Source organism: Prochlorococcus marinus str. MIT 9401 (assembly GCF_000760095.1).
Classification (GTDB): Bacteria; Cyanobacteriota; Cyanobacteriia; order PCC-6307; family Cyanobiaceae; genus Prochlorococcus_A; species Prochlorococcus_A marinus_I.
On sequence record NZ_JNAR01000016.1, the window covers coordinates 15,327 to 27,775 of the forward strand.

A 12,449-nucleotide genomic window follows, 5' to 3' on the forward strand; every position below is an offset into this window, starting at 1 on the left:
ATACCTTGCAATGGCTTGTAAGCTTGCATAAATATTAAATATGTGTCTTTATATAATTGTAAATAAATTATTTCTATTCAATCATCTATTTTTTTTATTATTTATTCCCCATTGGAATTCATAATATATTAAATTAAAGAAATAATTTTATTACTTATATATTGATATGATTTCTAAATTTCTAAGTAAGCTAAAATCAATTCTATTTAAAAGTGAAGTATCCCCCGAAACTCCTTTAAAGAAAGAAAAAAAAGCAACTAAATCAGCCAAAACTTCAAAAACAAAAACAAAAACAAAAACAAAAACAAAAACAGCTAATACTAAGAAAAATATTGAAACTTTAACATCACTTCCAGGCGTTGGAGCAAAAAGTGCAAAAGCTTTATATGAGGCAGGATTTAAAACAACAAAAGCTGTAATTGCTGCTGATGAAAAAGATCTTCTTGCTGTCTCAGGAGTTGGAGTGAACCTTGTCAAAAAGCTTAAAAAGCTTAAATAATTCCTTTCTAATATAAAAATTCAAAATTATATAAATTTGTTCTAACTTCAAAAGATTAGTTGATTATCTTCTTCTTGCTTTTCTCCTCTGTTGCAACTTTCTCTTGTATTTTTCAATGGGTGTTTCATGATGCCTAAGCCTTTTTAAATCTGCAAAAATTCCTGATTTAGAAACTTGTCTTTTAAATCTTCTAAGGGCTGATTCAATTCCCTCGTTCTCTCCAACTGTAACTTGTGTCAAAACTTTCTAAATAAAATATATTCTAGCACTTCGATAGAAAAATTTAAAACTTAAACTCAAGGATTGATGGTTTATTTAGTTTAATTGCATTATTCTTTTGTCCATTCAACAAATCTTTTTTTATTACTTTTTATATCTTGTAATGATTCAAAATAATATTTTTTCCAATTATCTTTTGGCAGTCCTAGAAAAAGCATAAGATTCAATGGGTATTGGCTGCTATCAGAACAATTTCTAAAATCATCTCTGAATAAAAAAATATCCTTTTTTAATGCAATTGCAATGCCTAATTCAATCATTACACCTTCATCAGGTGGAGTTCCATTAACAATCGCAAAAATGCAATCACATTTTTTTAAATCATTAAAATTACTTCTAGCCAGGTCATATGCCCAATTACCTCCATTTTGTAATATGTTTTTAGTTCTCTCAAATGGTTCGTAAACTTCTATATTTAAATCATTAAAAATATTAATAAATTCATCTAAGAGTTTTTTTGTTTGTTTTGAAAATCCATATGGATTTGCCAAATATAATTTCTTTTTCAACTTAAACCTCTTTTGTTGAAGTACTCGTTGCGATCAATCTCTAAATTTAAAGTGTTTTCCCAAGGGAAGACTATCCATTTGTTTTTATCAGATATAAATACACTATTCCACCATGTTGGTTTTATTTTACTGAATAATACAAAAAACATAGCGCCCTCGATATTTTTGAAGTTGTTTAATGTAATACCAGTTTCATAAACATCATCTACTATTAGTGAATTCTTCGTTGGTTCGTTAATCAAATTTATTTGTAATTTGTGGCTTAGTGCTACAGCAAGACATAACCCACCACGAGGAACTCCATATATGCCAGAAAATTCATAAAACTTACATTTATTAGCTATGTGTTCTACACTCTTATCAAATTCGCTCCAAGTAAAATAATTTATCATCTTAATTTTTATTTTTTTCAGTTGGAGTTGCGAAATTTGATGCGATTACACTTAAAAGTGCTACTACCTGCTCATTTGGGCAATTAGTATTTTTTTTTAAATTTTCACATTCTTTTATTATGTTGGCATAAGTATCCTCGACAATTCCGTTCATTTGTTCACTACTAAAAGAATATGGCTTATTCATATTTAAATATTAAATAATTTTATTTTTACCTAAATAACCTATTAAGTAAATATATTGACTAATCAAAATTATAATTATTTCCACATAGGGTCATTTATCTTTCCAATCATAAGTGAATTAGGTAAATAAGTATGCAAAGTTTCAACTTTTATAGCCCATTTTTTAGAGTTGCCTTTTAAACTATCACTCTCAATAAGATTTGTTAGAGAAATTCTTTTTCTAACTTTAAGAAGTCCCAGACAAGTTTCCCAGTCTTCTTTATTTTTATAAATATCTAACCAAAAATCAAAAATATTTTCCAAAATATCTAATGGAATATCAAATGAAACTCCTAATGAAGGTCTTTCAATTAAATATTTTTTATTTCTTAGTTCATTTACTAAATTATTTATGTTTAAGTTAATAGCGAAAAGAATATCTTTAGCTGGTTCAGTACCTATTATTTCTTTTCTATGGCAATCTAAAAGGTTTCTATCATCAAGAATATTTGTATCACAATCTTTGACTCCCACCATCCAAAACCCTTCTCCATTCTTAACTCCACTAGCAAGAAATAGATATTGGGTAGAAGTCTCCAAAATTTTAAATCTTTTCTTTATTTTTAACATTTTTTACTAGTTATGAAAATATTATTGCCATAAAATCAATAATTATTTCTCGCAAAAAATATTTATTTGATAAGGTATAGATTTATAATAATGTTCGAATTAAATGAGTTATCAGTGATGTTTTTGGACCCTACTGATTTGATAATCAACAATATAAATAGATTGCTTAGTAGAAATAAAATAATTAAGTTTATTTTTTCTTAGGAAATAATTTTCCTATTTTCTCTTTTTGCAAAATCTCCTTTTTTGTTCTTATTTTTTTATCTTCTAGTGACTCTTTATTAGTGCTTACAGCATAAATGATATAAAAAATCATAGCAGTAAATATTAATCCTAAAAAAAGGATCAATATACCTAATGGTTCATTAGGGCTAAAAATTTTGAGATCTAAAGCTTTATTTAGGGAAATTATCATCAATTAAGTAATTCCTTAAAGAACTTTTTTTAAAATCTAGTTGATTTCTTCGTAGCCAAAGAATGTAGTATTATCTGAATTTTTATACCCATTAGCTGCTTCCTGTGGATTTTGACTGTCAATTTTTCTTGCCTTAGCATGTATCATGTTAAACGGGAAAATAATAGCTCCTATGAAAAAATGAAGTAGTAAAAAGTCTGAAGGAAGTCCGTTTGTCCAGTCAGGGAAAAATAGTAATGTCATCAATGATTCGTACATATAAGTAGTCAGATAAACCTCTGACTATTATTACTGAACTTATTGCAATACTATTAATTTTTAATAAATTGAAATTTATTTTATGCTCAAAATTAATAGGTTTTAATTGAAAAGTTAACTAAAAAAAACTATTATATTATAAATAATTATTGATTTATAACTATTGCTAAAGTTTTTTTTGAGTTTAATTTTTTTTATAATTTATCTATCAAATCCAACAATAGGTTTGGCATTTGATACTTCAGACCCTAGCGTTAGTTTGCTCCAAAATAGGATCTCTAATAATTTCTCAAGAAAATATTGCAAAGCTATTCAAAATGGTTTTTCTAAAGATGAAGCAATGAAATCAGCCATAGTAAAAACAGAGAATATTATATCTTTTTCTTATAATCCACAAAAAAAATGGATTGAGAAAGATGACTTAGCAAATCAAATTTCATTGCAAGTTATAAATGATTGTGGATGGGCCTTTGGATTAATTGGAAATGAGGGAGTTGAATATTTCAAATCTTATTTTCTAGAAATGTACAAAAAAATAACACCTGACAAAAATTTTTCAAGATAGATAAAACTAATGAATAATATTTCAGATAAATTAGTAATGATCATAATATTAATTACTGTTCTTTTTGTATTCGCTTTAATTTTTTCAGTCAAATCTCCTGAGAGGAAGGTTATAGATTCGCCAATAATGTGGAAAGATGATTATTCTAATATTTCTATTTCTAATGCTCTTAAAATAAATCCTGAAGGTAAAATAATATAAATTAAATTGAATATTATTGCTAAAAAGAAGAATGTATTGAAAATTTATACAAAGTATTTTTAATCATTTAATCAACTAATAATTTTATTTCTCAATTTAAGTAGTTCAAAAGAACTGATGCTAGTTTTAAATCATCATTAATCCATGCTCGTATTGCCATAGCCCTTCTGGGATCATAAAAATTTTGCTTTCTGTACCAACTAAGAACTTCCGAATCTGATTTTTTACCATTACACGATAGGCAACATGGTACGCAATTATTTGTGCTGCTAATCCCCCCTTTTGACATTGGATGAAGGTGATCTAAGGATTCTGATGGACAACCGCAATAAATGCATTTATGTTTTGTTAAATTATGAAGTGACTCTCTCCAGTTTTTATTACTTATCTTGGGACATAGCTGATCAAGATAAATAGCATCTTGTCTATGCATAGTAGAGTTAATTTATTTTATGATAACAGTTTTTATTAAAGTATGATTGAAAAAGAAATGATGAGACTTGTATTAGTCATATGCTTATTAGAATATTAAAATTAAATGCTCCACTTATCAGCAATACTAGCAAAAAGCTTTGATTTATCTTTTTATAAAAATATTTTCATATTTTTTATATCATTTTTCTCTAATACCTTTTCAGCAGTTTCTGGAGGAGGGGCAGGTTTACTCCAATTGCCAGCTTTGATTTTATTTGGTGTTCCTTATCATCAGGCTTTGGCTAGTCATAAATTAGCAACAGTAGCATTAGGTTTAGGCGGCTCATTAAGAAATTACAAATACCTTAAAAATGATATTTATATTGCTTGGCAAATTTTAATTTTTGGATTGCCTGGAGTTGTCTTTGGAGCTTCAATCGTTGAATTTATATCAGAACAATATTTATATTTATTTTTAGGAATGATTTCTATATTACTAGCATTTTACTCATATTTTAAATCAGATTTAGGGTTGTCATCTGGGAATAATAAACTTAATTTAATTCATAAAATTAAATTTATAATTTACATTTTCCTTATAGGTTTTTTGAATGGTTCAATTTCTTCAGGAACTGGATTGCTAGTAACAATACTTTTAATAAAAACTTATAAAATTGATTTTCTTCGTGCTATTGGTCTGACATTCTTTACAGTTGGAATTTTTTGGAATTTTACAGGTGCAATATTTTTGAGCAAAATAGGGTCTGTCCCTCCCAATATATTAGTTTTATTAATATTTGGTTCTTTTACAGGTGGATACTTCGGAGCTTATTTATCAAGATTAAAAGGTAATGTATTGATTAAAAAAACTTTTACGATAGTATGTCTTTTGGTTGGTACGAGTTTATTGATTAAGGCAATAATGAGTTTTTTATAGATTAGTTGATTGTTAATATTAACAAGGTTGTTGTCAAAAAAAGACCAAAGACAGCTGTAACAGTTAATAAAGATAAATTCATTGCTATTTTATTTTTATCTTAAATTTCATTGAATTGCTCGTTGGTATTAAATATTACTGTTAGTTTAAACTTTATTTATAGAAGAAGAAAAAAAAAAGGCCTCACATTTGTGGGGCCGGGTGATGGGGAACCTTATTTTTAAACCAATTTCTAAAAAATTGCAACCCCCTACTTGTAGCGCACGGGGGCGTCTATTCGCACACTATAGGTAGTGCTTTATTAAAAAATAGTATATTTTCGTGTTGCAATCCTAAAATATTTTTTAAGCATTAAATATTATCAGTAAATTACCCGTTTCAAGATTTCATTTGTTTTTGGTAATTAAACTTGTTTAAAAATTTATGCATTGTATTATTCGTAAGAAGTTTGCTAAATAAAAAGCCTTAATGATTGAATTAACATTATTAACCCTCTTAAACTATGTAGGAGATAATTTTTGCAAGTATAGAGATTTAGGTCATGATAATTATAAATCTTTACTTCTTTCCTACAGTGATGCAAGCTATAAATTTGGACCATTAGAGGTTAAAGAAGTTATTGAGAAGTCAGAACAATTTAAAGTTACCGCTGTTGCTATTGCTGCAATTAAATGTCCTCAGCATATAGTTAAATAATGAAACTTGAATTAAAAACTGATAATGGTTCTTTAAACTCATTCTCACGTTTTTTTAAAGCTATTTCTATTCTCGCTCTAATAATAATCTTTTGTGATGTTGCAATCAAATTAGGAATTATTTCAAGGCATTATCAAATTCTTTACAACTGTAGAGTTTTATCTGTAACTAAATCTAAATCTAACCAAAAGAAATTATCTAAGATTATCAATATAAAAAGTAAGCAAAGAATTTCGGAATTTTGTAGGGTAGTCGTTAAATAATTTTTAGCTGGAAGCTGATGAATAGAATTTTAATGCAAATAACCAAAATTTTCTAGAAGTAAAAAGAAACACCATAGCAACTAAAAATTCAAGTAATATTTTCCATGAATGAGAGAGACCTAGGAAGATTTCAGAAGGTATTGTAGTTATAAATGCAATAGGAATAAACACACTAAAAAATATTCTTAGGGAAAATGAAAAAGAATTCAAAGGAAATCTTCCAATATAGAGGAAAGATCTTAATACTTCTGTGGCATTCCATGTCTTAACAAACCAAATGGTAGTTGTAGAAATAAAAAACCATAAGCTGTATAAAATACAAATTGAGCAGATTATTGTGATTGAAGATAAAGTTATAAAACTCAAATTCACATTAATTTGATTTATTTTTATGCAGTATGACAATAAGCAAAATCCAAGCATTATTTCTAATAACCCAGATGGGGTTATTTTTTTTAAAGAAATAAAAAATTGACTATCAATAGGTTTTAAAAGAACAAAATCCAAAGTACCTTCTCTTATGTGTTTAACTATTTCTGTAAGATTTGGATTGAACCATGTATTAGTTATTCCATTTAGAATAGTATAAATTCCTTGAATTATTAGTGCCTGTTTAAATTCCCAGCCTCCAATATTTTCATTGTTTTGAAAGAAAATAGATAATAAAAAAATACTACCTATTAAACTAAAAATTGCAGTAATTAAATCAATTAATAAATTTGTCTTGTATTCCAATTCAGAAGCAAATGAAGTATGTAAAAATTTTTTATAAACTTTAAGATATTTTCTTAGATTCATGACCCCATAGCAGTATATTTTTTCGTTCCTTCAGACCAGATTTTTTTAAATAATGGGAAAAGTAAAAAAATCCATAGAATTTGCATACTTAAGCCTCCACTAATATTTGTTTCATTACCTGATAGTAAGTTCGCTGGGAAATCAATTAGGTATGGAAAAGGAGTTAAATAAATCCAAGATTTAACATATTCTGGAAATGAAACTACCGGAGCTAAAAGACCAGAGAGAAATAAAGTTGGAATAAATAACAATCTTTCTATAGATGATGCTTTCTCAGTCCAAAAACATAGACATGCAACAATTGATTGAATTAAAAATTGTATTAGGAAAGATAAGAAAGTCGATATTATCGAGAAGAATAAAATACCCAAATTTGGAATCCATATACTTTCTGGATTTAATATAAAAAAGAAAAATGCGATTATTAGTGCGAAGGGAAATCTTGTTATTTGTTCAGCCAGATGTTGTGCAAAATATCTGAAAAATGGATTTATAGGTTGGATTAAATACGGAGATACTTTCCCCAAAAGAGAATCCTCTTCAAAGCTAAATACAACCCAAACTACAGAAAACTGTCTAACAAAAAAAGCACATAAAAAATACCTTGAAAGTAAAACATCACTTATGTTTATGGATTCATTTAAATTATTATTTGTCCAAATGTTTAACATGAAGAAAGGAATAATCCCTGATATCGCCCATAATGCAATTTCTACTCTATATTCCAACATGTTTGAATATTGGACTTTTAATAAGGTGAATAATTTACGGTTAATCAAATTAGATATCATAATCTTTTTTTATTAATACTCTCCCAATAATTTCATCTATAGGTGGTTCATTTATAAAAAGGTCTTCAATATCAAAATTATTTAGGATTGTTTTTAGTGAAGAGGTAATAGATTTATTTTCAACTTTTATAGTGATTTCATTCTTTATTTTATTTTTGACAGTAAAACCTGAATTTTCTAATTTAATTGCATCCTCTTCTGAGCGACAAACTATTAATATCTCTTTGACAGGGGATAGTTTTTTTAATAATAGTTCAAGTTTCCCATCATATGATATTGCCCCTTCATGAACACATATAACTCTTTTGCATAGCGATGTAATATCTTTCATATAATGACTAGTTAGGCATATGGTTGCATTAGTTTCCTTATTATATTTTTGAAGGAATTTTCTTAAATTTCTTTGTGCATTAATATCCAATCCAAGAGTAGGCTCGTCTAAAAATAGAATATTTGGTTCATGTATCAAAGCTGCTAGTAATTCTGACTTCATACGCTGACCTAATGAAAGTTTCCTAACAGGTATGAATAGCTCTTCATCAATTTCAAGCATTTCTGAAAGTTTCTTTATTCTCTTTTTAGCTTCGAACTTATCCAAGTCATAAATTGATGCATTTAAATAAAATGATTCAATTGGCGGAAGATCCCAAATTAGTTGTTGTTTTTGTCCCATTATTAAGGTGATATTCTTTAAGAAGTTTTCTTTTCTTCTAAAAGGTAAGTCGCCTGAAACCAGAATCGAACCTTCACTTGGATAAATTAAGCCACAAAGCATTTTTAAAATTGTTGTTTTCCCGGCTCCATTAGCACCTAGAAAACCTACTATTTCTCCTTCTTTAATTTCAAAACTTATATTTTTTATAACTTTTATACTCTTTGTTTGTCTCCTAATAAAATGTTTGATTGTTCCTTTTAATCCTGATTCTTTTGAAGAGATATCAAATGATTTAGATAAATTCCTTACATCTATAATGTTATGTGCCATTTTATTTTTAATTTCTGAAACTATAAAATTTAAGTAATTTTATTTTTTATTTTAGAAAAATTTTTAACGAATTAAAAAATATCTTTAAACGATACAATCAGCCACAGAAAAAAGTTTATAGGATTAATTAACTCGCTTACCTTATTTTTATTTTCATATTTTAATCCTCTAAAAATATCAAATATAAAATTGCTATTCTTTTTTTTATCAATAATTTTTTTAATTACATCACCATTTTTGTCGAGAAGGTCAATTTCATTTTCAAAAAACCAATGTTCTTTCCCAGTAGATAATTGCAATATAACTCCAATGCCTTTCCCGTCAGTTATTCTGAAATCACTAATCCTAGCCACTGAAGAAATATTTATAGAATCAACAATTTCTTTAGAAAGCCTATCCTTTGAAAGTTCTAAATTTATTTGAACAAAATCACCAATTTTGGCCTTGTCTAAAATTGACATTTTTAGGTTATTATACCTATGCTTATTAAAAATATGTGGTTAATAATAAATAATTGATCTATTTTTATAATTAAGATTTTTTAAATACAACTTCAAGGATTCTTTTTATTGAGATTGTTAATATTCTCAAGAAGACAAAAAACAAACCTAACCATCCTAAAATGACAGCTATTGATAGCAAGCTTGAACCTAGATCACCCTGTATAAAATTTTGCATGAATTTCTATACTAATAGACTTAACTATATATTAATAATTTAGTTAAACTGCAGGAAAGAGAAAAACATTTAGAAGTTTTTGAATTTATTTTTATGAAACTTTTTTTATAAAAATAATATATGAGGTAACATTTTAAAAAGATACTTAATTAAATAGTTTGGAGTTTTCTTTGATCTCTTACATTGGAATGTTACTTATCATTATTGGTCTAATAGTGAGATTTGATTTTAAATTTTCCATGCAAAAGGATCTCTAATAATTTTTATCAGATCTTTAGAATAATCTAGAATTATGATGACTCTTAATATCTATATTTGATAATGAAACTATTTGCAAATACAAAAAAAGCAGCATAAAGCTGCTTTTGAATGGTGGCGGGGGGGAGATTTGAACTTCCGACCTTCGGGTTATGAGCCCGACGAGCTACCAGACTGCTCTACCCCGCGTCATATACATAGCATACATCTGAAAGTGTTATTTTTTTTATTTTTTTAGGATTCTTGGAATTTTAATTGACCTTTTACTTCAATACTTACTCCTTCAGAAAAATCAAAGACCTTTTCTTGAATGTCTTGAATTCTTAAATCAGATATCCATTCCAACTGTTTTAGTAAGTGAAGACTAACAGCATGCTTAGCTCTTTTTGAACCATCTTCAACTTTTAAAGCCAGTCCTATCCCTTCATTTACTTTGCATATACACTGTATGCCCTCAGCTCCACCTTTACCTATAACTTGTCCATGAGATGCTTTGATTATTTCTGTATCAAAATTATTGTTATCACTAACCATTATTGGGTTAGTTGTCATGGCTCTACTGATTTGCTCTAATTCAGCATTTTCAGAACTGCTTAGAAGGGAATATAGTTTGGACATTTCTATTAATTTTAAATAAAGAGTTGGGGCCCCACAATCATCACGTTCTGCATTTATTTCAGATATGGGGATTTCAAGTAATTCAGCAACAATTCTGAAAATCTCGATTTGGAGTGGATGATCCCCTTTTAAGTAACTCTCTAATGGCCAATTCATTTTTTTACATGTAGCTAAAAAAGCAGCATGTTTGCCAGAACAATTATGTTCTAAAGGACTTGTCTTTGATTTGGGACATTTCAGATTATTGATGTCGATATCGTATTCCCATAAAATTTTGAAAGCTTCCCTCGAATGAATTCTTGATCCACTATGTGAACCACATGCTAAAGCAATTGATTTTGAATCATTATTAATTTTTGATGAGGCTCCACTGCTAACAAAAGGTATTGCTTGAAATGGTTTTAATGCTGACCTTATGAAAGTTTTATATTCTGGGTTTCCTGCGCACATTAAAACCCTACCCTTTTTATCGCTAATAACTGCATGAATTTTATGGATTGACTCAATGTTTGATCCTCTCATTAAGGTTGCTTGTAAAGGAGGATTATTTGATGTATAAAGGTTTTTGAAATTCGAAGTCATTTAGAAATTATATTGAAAAAGCAAAATCCCTGATAAAGCTAAGACTGAGATAATAGAAAAAATTTGAATTAAATTTTTTAAAATGGGCTTTACCTCAATTGAGGCTATAAGTGATTCTTTCTCTTTTAAAACTAATGGCTTTATCCATACTTGACCGTCATACCAACCGGATTCTTCGTACTCAACTCTTTCAGATGTCAATCTCTTAAATACATGATTCCAACCAAGATATAACCTTATAGAAATTAAGAGAGGTATTGATAAGCTGCTAAAAAGACTTAAAAGAACATATTTTAAAAGGGATGTTCTGAAATATATACTTCCTGAAGAAATTATAAGAAATATAATAAAAGCACCCAACCAAAATTTTAAAAGTGCAAGAATCAGAGATTTTTTTGTTTTTGGCCAAGAAAAAATGACAGATTTTGATAATTCAATGAACTCATTTGTAGGTTGTTGATCTCTTGGGACAGGGCACTTTGATTCTTTCATGTATCGATAATTATGGAAATGCGAGATTATCTCCATTACTCCAAAATGATTCAAGGTCATAAAATTTTCTAATTTCCGGTTGAAATATATTTATAATCAAATCACCATAATCAAGTAAAGCCCATTTCGCCTCGTTAACACCTTCTTTTCTTATTGGTTCAATTTTAGCTCTTTCTCTCAATTCTCCCTCAACAGAGTTAGTTATTGATCTAACTTGTACATCAGATAATCCTTCTGCAATTAATATCCATTCACTTAAGAACGAGACTTTGTCAATTTTTATAAGTTTTATATCTTTAGCTTTTTTTTCATCACAAGCCTTAGCTGCAATTAAAACCAAACTTTTATTGTCCATAAACATTTTCGCTTGAGACTGATTTCTCTGAACCTTCTTGCTGAGACAATTCTGATCTTGCTTTTTCTGCGCTTTTTCTTAAGGCATCTAATCTATCCTCAAAGAAACTTCTTTTTTTCTTTTTTCGAGTTTTCTCAATTAACTCCTTTAATGCTCCTCCAAGACTTTTATAAGCATTTGGGATACTGTATCCGAATCTACAAGCAAGATCTATGGCTCTTTCATCTGCAAGGATAGCATCTTGAAGTTTCTTTTCAGAATTGTTTTTTATGTATAGTCTATAACCTGCAAAACTTGATAAACCAAGAGCAAGTAATAGAAGTAGACCATCTTGCACCCATAGCTCTCCAATTGCCCCTCCGAGCCCAATAGCAAGAGCAGCCATTTCCCATCCATCTCTGGGAATTGCATCATTTTGAATTTTCCCTACTTCGTGCCAAAATAATAAATTTCTATGGTCAATTGCAAAATTATCCCATTCCTCTAAATCTATTTGGATCTCTACTTCATCACGACCAATTTCCTCAAGTGTTATTAAAGGTGGATCTATAGCAGCAGCAGCTTCAATAAATACCCAACTTTCATTCTCTGGAGGCAACAAACTTTTAAGTCGCTGAAGTTCGCTCATAAAAAATTATTTTCTTTCAATACTATAGAAACAAATGTTGC

Annotated in this window: 22 protein-coding genes and 1 tRNA gene; 6 read left to right on the plus strand and 17 right to left on the minus strand. The window is 28.3% G+C overall.

Annotated features, from left to right (window positions below):
* Positions 1-166 precede the first annotated feature (166 nt).
* The gene (locus EV01_RS03210; RefSeq protein WP_032517199.1) at positions 167-499 is read left to right on the plus strand and encodes a helix-hairpin-helix domain-containing protein; all 333 of its coding nucleotides are present in this window, start codon (positions 167-169) and stop codon (positions 497-499) included.
* A gap of 63 nt (positions 500-562) precedes the next feature.
* Here the strand turns inward: EV01_RS03210 and rpsU are convergent, their stop codons facing one another.
* The 6 genes from rpsU to EV01_RS03190 form a co-directional block, all read right to left on the minus strand.
* Entirely contained in the window at positions 563-739 is a 177-nt protein-coding gene (gene rpsU / locus EV01_RS0109050) for a 30S ribosomal protein S21 (RefSeq protein WP_002806486.1), read from the minus strand.
* Between the two features lie 89 nt (positions 740-828).
* A complete protein-coding gene (locus tag EV01_RS03205; protein ID WP_032517198.1) occupies positions 829-1,287 on the minus strand; it encodes a nucleoside 2-deoxyribosyltransferase in 459 nt (152 codons plus the stop codon).
* Positions 1,284-1,679, minus strand: a complete 396-nt coding sequence (locus EV01_RS03200; RefSeq protein ID WP_080725733.1) for a phosphoribosyltransferase — start codon at positions 1,677-1,679, stop codon at positions 1,284-1,286. The genes EV01_RS03205 and EV01_RS03200 overlap by 4 nt, the downstream gene beginning before the upstream one ends.
* Before the next feature lies 1 nt (position 1,680).
* Positions 1,681-1,866, minus strand: a complete 186-nt coding sequence (locus tag EV01_RS0109055; RefSeq protein WP_032517197.1) for a hypothetical protein — start codon at positions 1,864-1,866, stop codon at positions 1,681-1,683.
* A 74-nt stretch (positions 1,867-1,940) separates the two neighbouring features.
* The gene (locus EV01_RS03195) at positions 1,941-2,444 is read right to left on the minus strand and encodes a hypothetical protein (RefSeq protein WP_032517232.1); all 504 of its coding nucleotides are present in this window, start codon (positions 2,442-2,444) and stop codon (positions 1,941-1,943) included.
* Between the two features lie 220 nt (positions 2,445-2,664).
* Positions 2,665-2,889, minus strand: coding sequence for a hypothetical protein (locus tag EV01_RS03190; protein ID WP_032517196.1), 225 nt, complete (start codon positions 2,887-2,889; stop codon positions 2,665-2,667).
* Between the two features lie 421 nt (positions 2,890-3,310).
* On the opposite strand from EV01_RS03190, the gene EV01_RS03180 reads away from it, so the two are divergent.
* Together EV01_RS03180 and EV01_RS03175 are read left to right on the plus strand one after the other, a co-directional pair.
* Positions 3,311-3,712: a hypothetical protein gene (locus EV01_RS03180; RefSeq protein ID WP_032517194.1), complete on the plus strand. Its 402-nt coding sequence runs from the start codon at positions 3,311-3,313 to the stop codon at positions 3,710-3,712.
* A gap of 9 nt (positions 3,713-3,721) precedes the next feature.
* Positions 3,722-3,913 (plus strand): hypothetical protein, encoded by a 192-nt coding sequence (locus EV01_RS03175; RefSeq protein WP_032517193.1) that lies wholly within the window; start codon positions 3,722-3,724, stop codon positions 3,911-3,913.
* A 91-nt stretch (positions 3,914-4,004) separates the two neighbouring features.
* Here EV01_RS03175 and EV01_RS0109060 read toward each other — a convergent pair whose 3' ends face one another.
* Positions 4,005-4,346: an HNH endonuclease gene (locus EV01_RS0109060; RefSeq protein ID WP_032517192.1), complete on the minus strand. Its 342-nt coding sequence runs from the start codon at positions 4,344-4,346 to the stop codon at positions 4,005-4,007.
* A 105-nt stretch (positions 4,347-4,451) separates the two neighbouring features.
* Between EV01_RS0109060 and EV01_RS03170 the strand changes: the two genes are divergently transcribed.
* From EV01_RS03170 to EV01_RS0109065, 3 genes are all read left to right on the plus strand, one after another.
* Positions 4,452-5,264: a sulfite exporter TauE/SafE family protein gene (locus tag EV01_RS03170; RefSeq protein WP_032518500.1), complete on the plus strand. Its 813-nt coding sequence runs from the start codon at positions 4,452-4,454 to the stop codon at positions 5,262-5,264.
* A gap of 468 nt (positions 5,265-5,732) precedes the next feature.
* Complete coding sequence (locus EV01_RS03165; RefSeq protein ID WP_032517191.1) at positions 5,733-5,960, plus strand: hypothetical protein; 228 nt, start codon at positions 5,733-5,735, stop codon at positions 5,958-5,960.
* Complete coding sequence (locus tag EV01_RS0109065; RefSeq protein WP_032517190.1) at positions 5,960-6,223, plus strand: hypothetical protein; 264 nt, start codon at positions 5,960-5,962, stop codon at positions 6,221-6,223. Before EV01_RS03165 ends, EV01_RS0109065 begins: the two co-directional genes overlap by 1 nt.
* 3 nt (positions 6,224-6,226) lie before the next feature.
* Here EV01_RS0109065 and EV01_RS03160 read toward each other — a convergent pair whose 3' ends face one another.
* From EV01_RS03160 to EV01_RS03125, 10 genes are all read right to left on the minus strand, one after another.
* Complete coding sequence (locus EV01_RS03160; RefSeq protein WP_032517189.1) at positions 6,227-7,021, minus strand: ABC transporter permease; 795 nt, start codon at positions 7,019-7,021, stop codon at positions 6,227-6,229.
* Positions 7,018-7,812, minus strand: coding sequence for an ABC transporter permease (locus EV01_RS03155; RefSeq protein WP_032517188.1), 795 nt, complete (start codon positions 7,810-7,812; stop codon positions 7,018-7,020). Before EV01_RS03155 ends, EV01_RS03160 begins: the two co-directional genes overlap by 4 nt.
* Positions 7,802-8,797 carry an ABC transporter ATP-binding protein gene (locus EV01_RS03150; RefSeq protein ID WP_032517187.1) on the minus strand — a complete coding sequence of 332 codons (996 nt, stop codon included), beginning with the start codon at positions 8,795-8,797 and terminating at the stop codon, positions 7,802-7,804. Before EV01_RS03150 ends, EV01_RS03155 begins: the two co-directional genes overlap by 11 nt.
* 71 nt (positions 8,798-8,868) lie before the next feature.
* Complete coding sequence (petP, locus tag EV01_RS03145) at positions 8,869-9,258, minus strand: cytochrome b6-f complex subunit PetP (protein ID WP_032518499.1); 390 nt, start codon at positions 9,256-9,258, stop codon at positions 8,869-8,871.
* A gap of 70 nt (positions 9,259-9,328) precedes the next feature.
* Positions 9,329-9,475 carry a hypothetical protein gene (locus EV01_RS09845; RefSeq protein ID WP_193741384.1) on the minus strand — a complete coding sequence of 49 codons (147 nt, stop codon included), beginning with the start codon at positions 9,473-9,475 and terminating at the stop codon, positions 9,329-9,331.
* A 370-nt stretch (positions 9,476-9,845) separates the two neighbouring features.
* A tRNA-Met gene (locus EV01_RS0109070) sits at positions 9,846-9,922 on the minus strand.
* A gap of 45 nt (positions 9,923-9,967) precedes the next feature.
* Positions 9,968-10,933, minus strand: a complete 966-nt coding sequence (locus EV01_RS03140; RefSeq protein ID WP_032517185.1) for an asparaginase — start codon at positions 10,931-10,933, stop codon at positions 9,968-9,970.
* Complete coding sequence (locus EV01_RS03135; protein ID WP_032517184.1) at positions 10,934-11,425, minus strand: CGLD27 family protein; 492 nt, start codon at positions 11,423-11,425, stop codon at positions 10,934-10,936. It abuts the gene before it with no gap.
* Positions 11,426-11,435: 10 nt separating this feature from the next.
* Positions 11,436-11,780, minus strand: a complete 345-nt coding sequence (gene rsfS, locus EV01_RS03130; protein ID WP_032517183.1) for a ribosome silencing factor — start codon at positions 11,778-11,780, stop codon at positions 11,436-11,438.
* Positions 11,770-12,408 carry a DUF3318 domain-containing protein gene (locus tag EV01_RS03125; protein ID WP_032517182.1) on the minus strand — a complete coding sequence of 213 codons (639 nt, stop codon included), beginning with the start codon at positions 12,406-12,408 and terminating at the stop codon, positions 11,770-11,772. Before EV01_RS03125 ends, rsfS begins: the two co-directional genes overlap by 11 nt.
* Positions 12,409-12,449 lie beyond the last annotated feature (41 nt).

Bases quoted from the DNA above. Each gene is read 5' to 3' on its own strand.
- EV01_RS09845 (WP_193741384.1), bottom strand. From the start codon at position 9,475: ATGCAAAATTTTATACAGGGTGATCTAGGTTCAAGCTTGCTATCAATA.
- EV01_RS03175 (WP_032517193.1), top strand. From the start codon at position 3,722: ATGAATAATATTTCAGATAAATTAGTAATGATCATAATATTAATTACT.
- EV01_RS03150 (WP_032517187.1), bottom strand. From the start codon at position 8,797: ATGGCACATAACATTATAGATGTAAGGAATTTATCTAAATCATTTGAT.
- EV01_RS03125 (WP_032517182.1), bottom strand. From the start codon at position 12,408: ATGAGCGAACTTCAGCGACTTAAAAGTTTGTTGCCTCCAGAGAATGAA.
- EV01_RS0109065 (WP_032517190.1), top strand. From the start codon at position 5,960: ATGAAACTTGAATTAAAAACTGATAATGGTTCTTTAAACTCATTCTCA.
- EV01_RS03135 (WP_032517184.1), bottom strand. From the start codon at position 11,425: ATGAAAGAATCAAAGTGCCCTGTCCCAAGAGATCAACAACCTACAAAT.
- EV01_RS03200 (WP_080725733.1), bottom strand. From the start codon at position 1,679: ATGATAAATTATTTTACTTGGAGCGAATTTGATAAGAGTGTAGAACAC.
- EV01_RS03155 (WP_032517188.1), bottom strand. From the start codon at position 7,812: ATGATATCTAATTTGATTAACCGTAAATTATTCACCTTATTAAAAGTC.
- EV01_RS0109060 (WP_032517192.1), bottom strand. From the start codon at position 4,346: ATGCATAGACAAGATGCTATTTATCTTGATCAGCTATGTCCCAAGATA.
- EV01_RS03165 (WP_032517191.1), top strand. From the start codon at position 5,733: ATGATTGAATTAACATTATTAACCCTCTTAAACTATGTAGGAGATAAT.
- EV01_RS03140 (WP_032517185.1), bottom strand. From the start codon at position 10,933: ATGACTTCGAATTTCAAAAACCTTTATACATCAAATAATCCTCCTTTA.
- rsfS (WP_032517183.1), bottom strand. From the start codon at position 11,780: ATGGACAATAAAAGTTTGGTTTTAATTGCAGCTAAGGCTTGTGATGAA.
- EV01_RS0109055 (WP_032517197.1), bottom strand. From the start codon at position 1,866: ATGAATAAGCCATATTCTTTTAGTAGTGAACAAATGAACGGAATTGTC.
- EV01_RS03160 (WP_032517189.1), bottom strand. From the start codon at position 7,021: ATGAATCTAAGAAAATATCTTAAAGTTTATAAAAAATTTTTACATACT.
- EV01_RS03210 (WP_032517199.1), top strand. From the start codon at position 167: ATGATTTCTAAATTTCTAAGTAAGCTAAAATCAATTCTATTTAAAAGT.
- EV01_RS03170 (WP_032518500.1), top strand. From the start codon at position 4,452: ATGCTCCACTTATCAGCAATACTAGCAAAAAGCTTTGATTTATCTTTT.
- EV01_RS03190 (WP_032517196.1), bottom strand. From the start codon at position 2,889: ATGATAATTTCCCTAAATAAAGCTTTAGATCTCAAAATTTTTAGCCCT.
- petP (WP_032518499.1), bottom strand. From the start codon at position 9,258: ATGTCAATTTTAGACAAGGCCAAAATTGGTGATTTTGTTCAAATAAAT.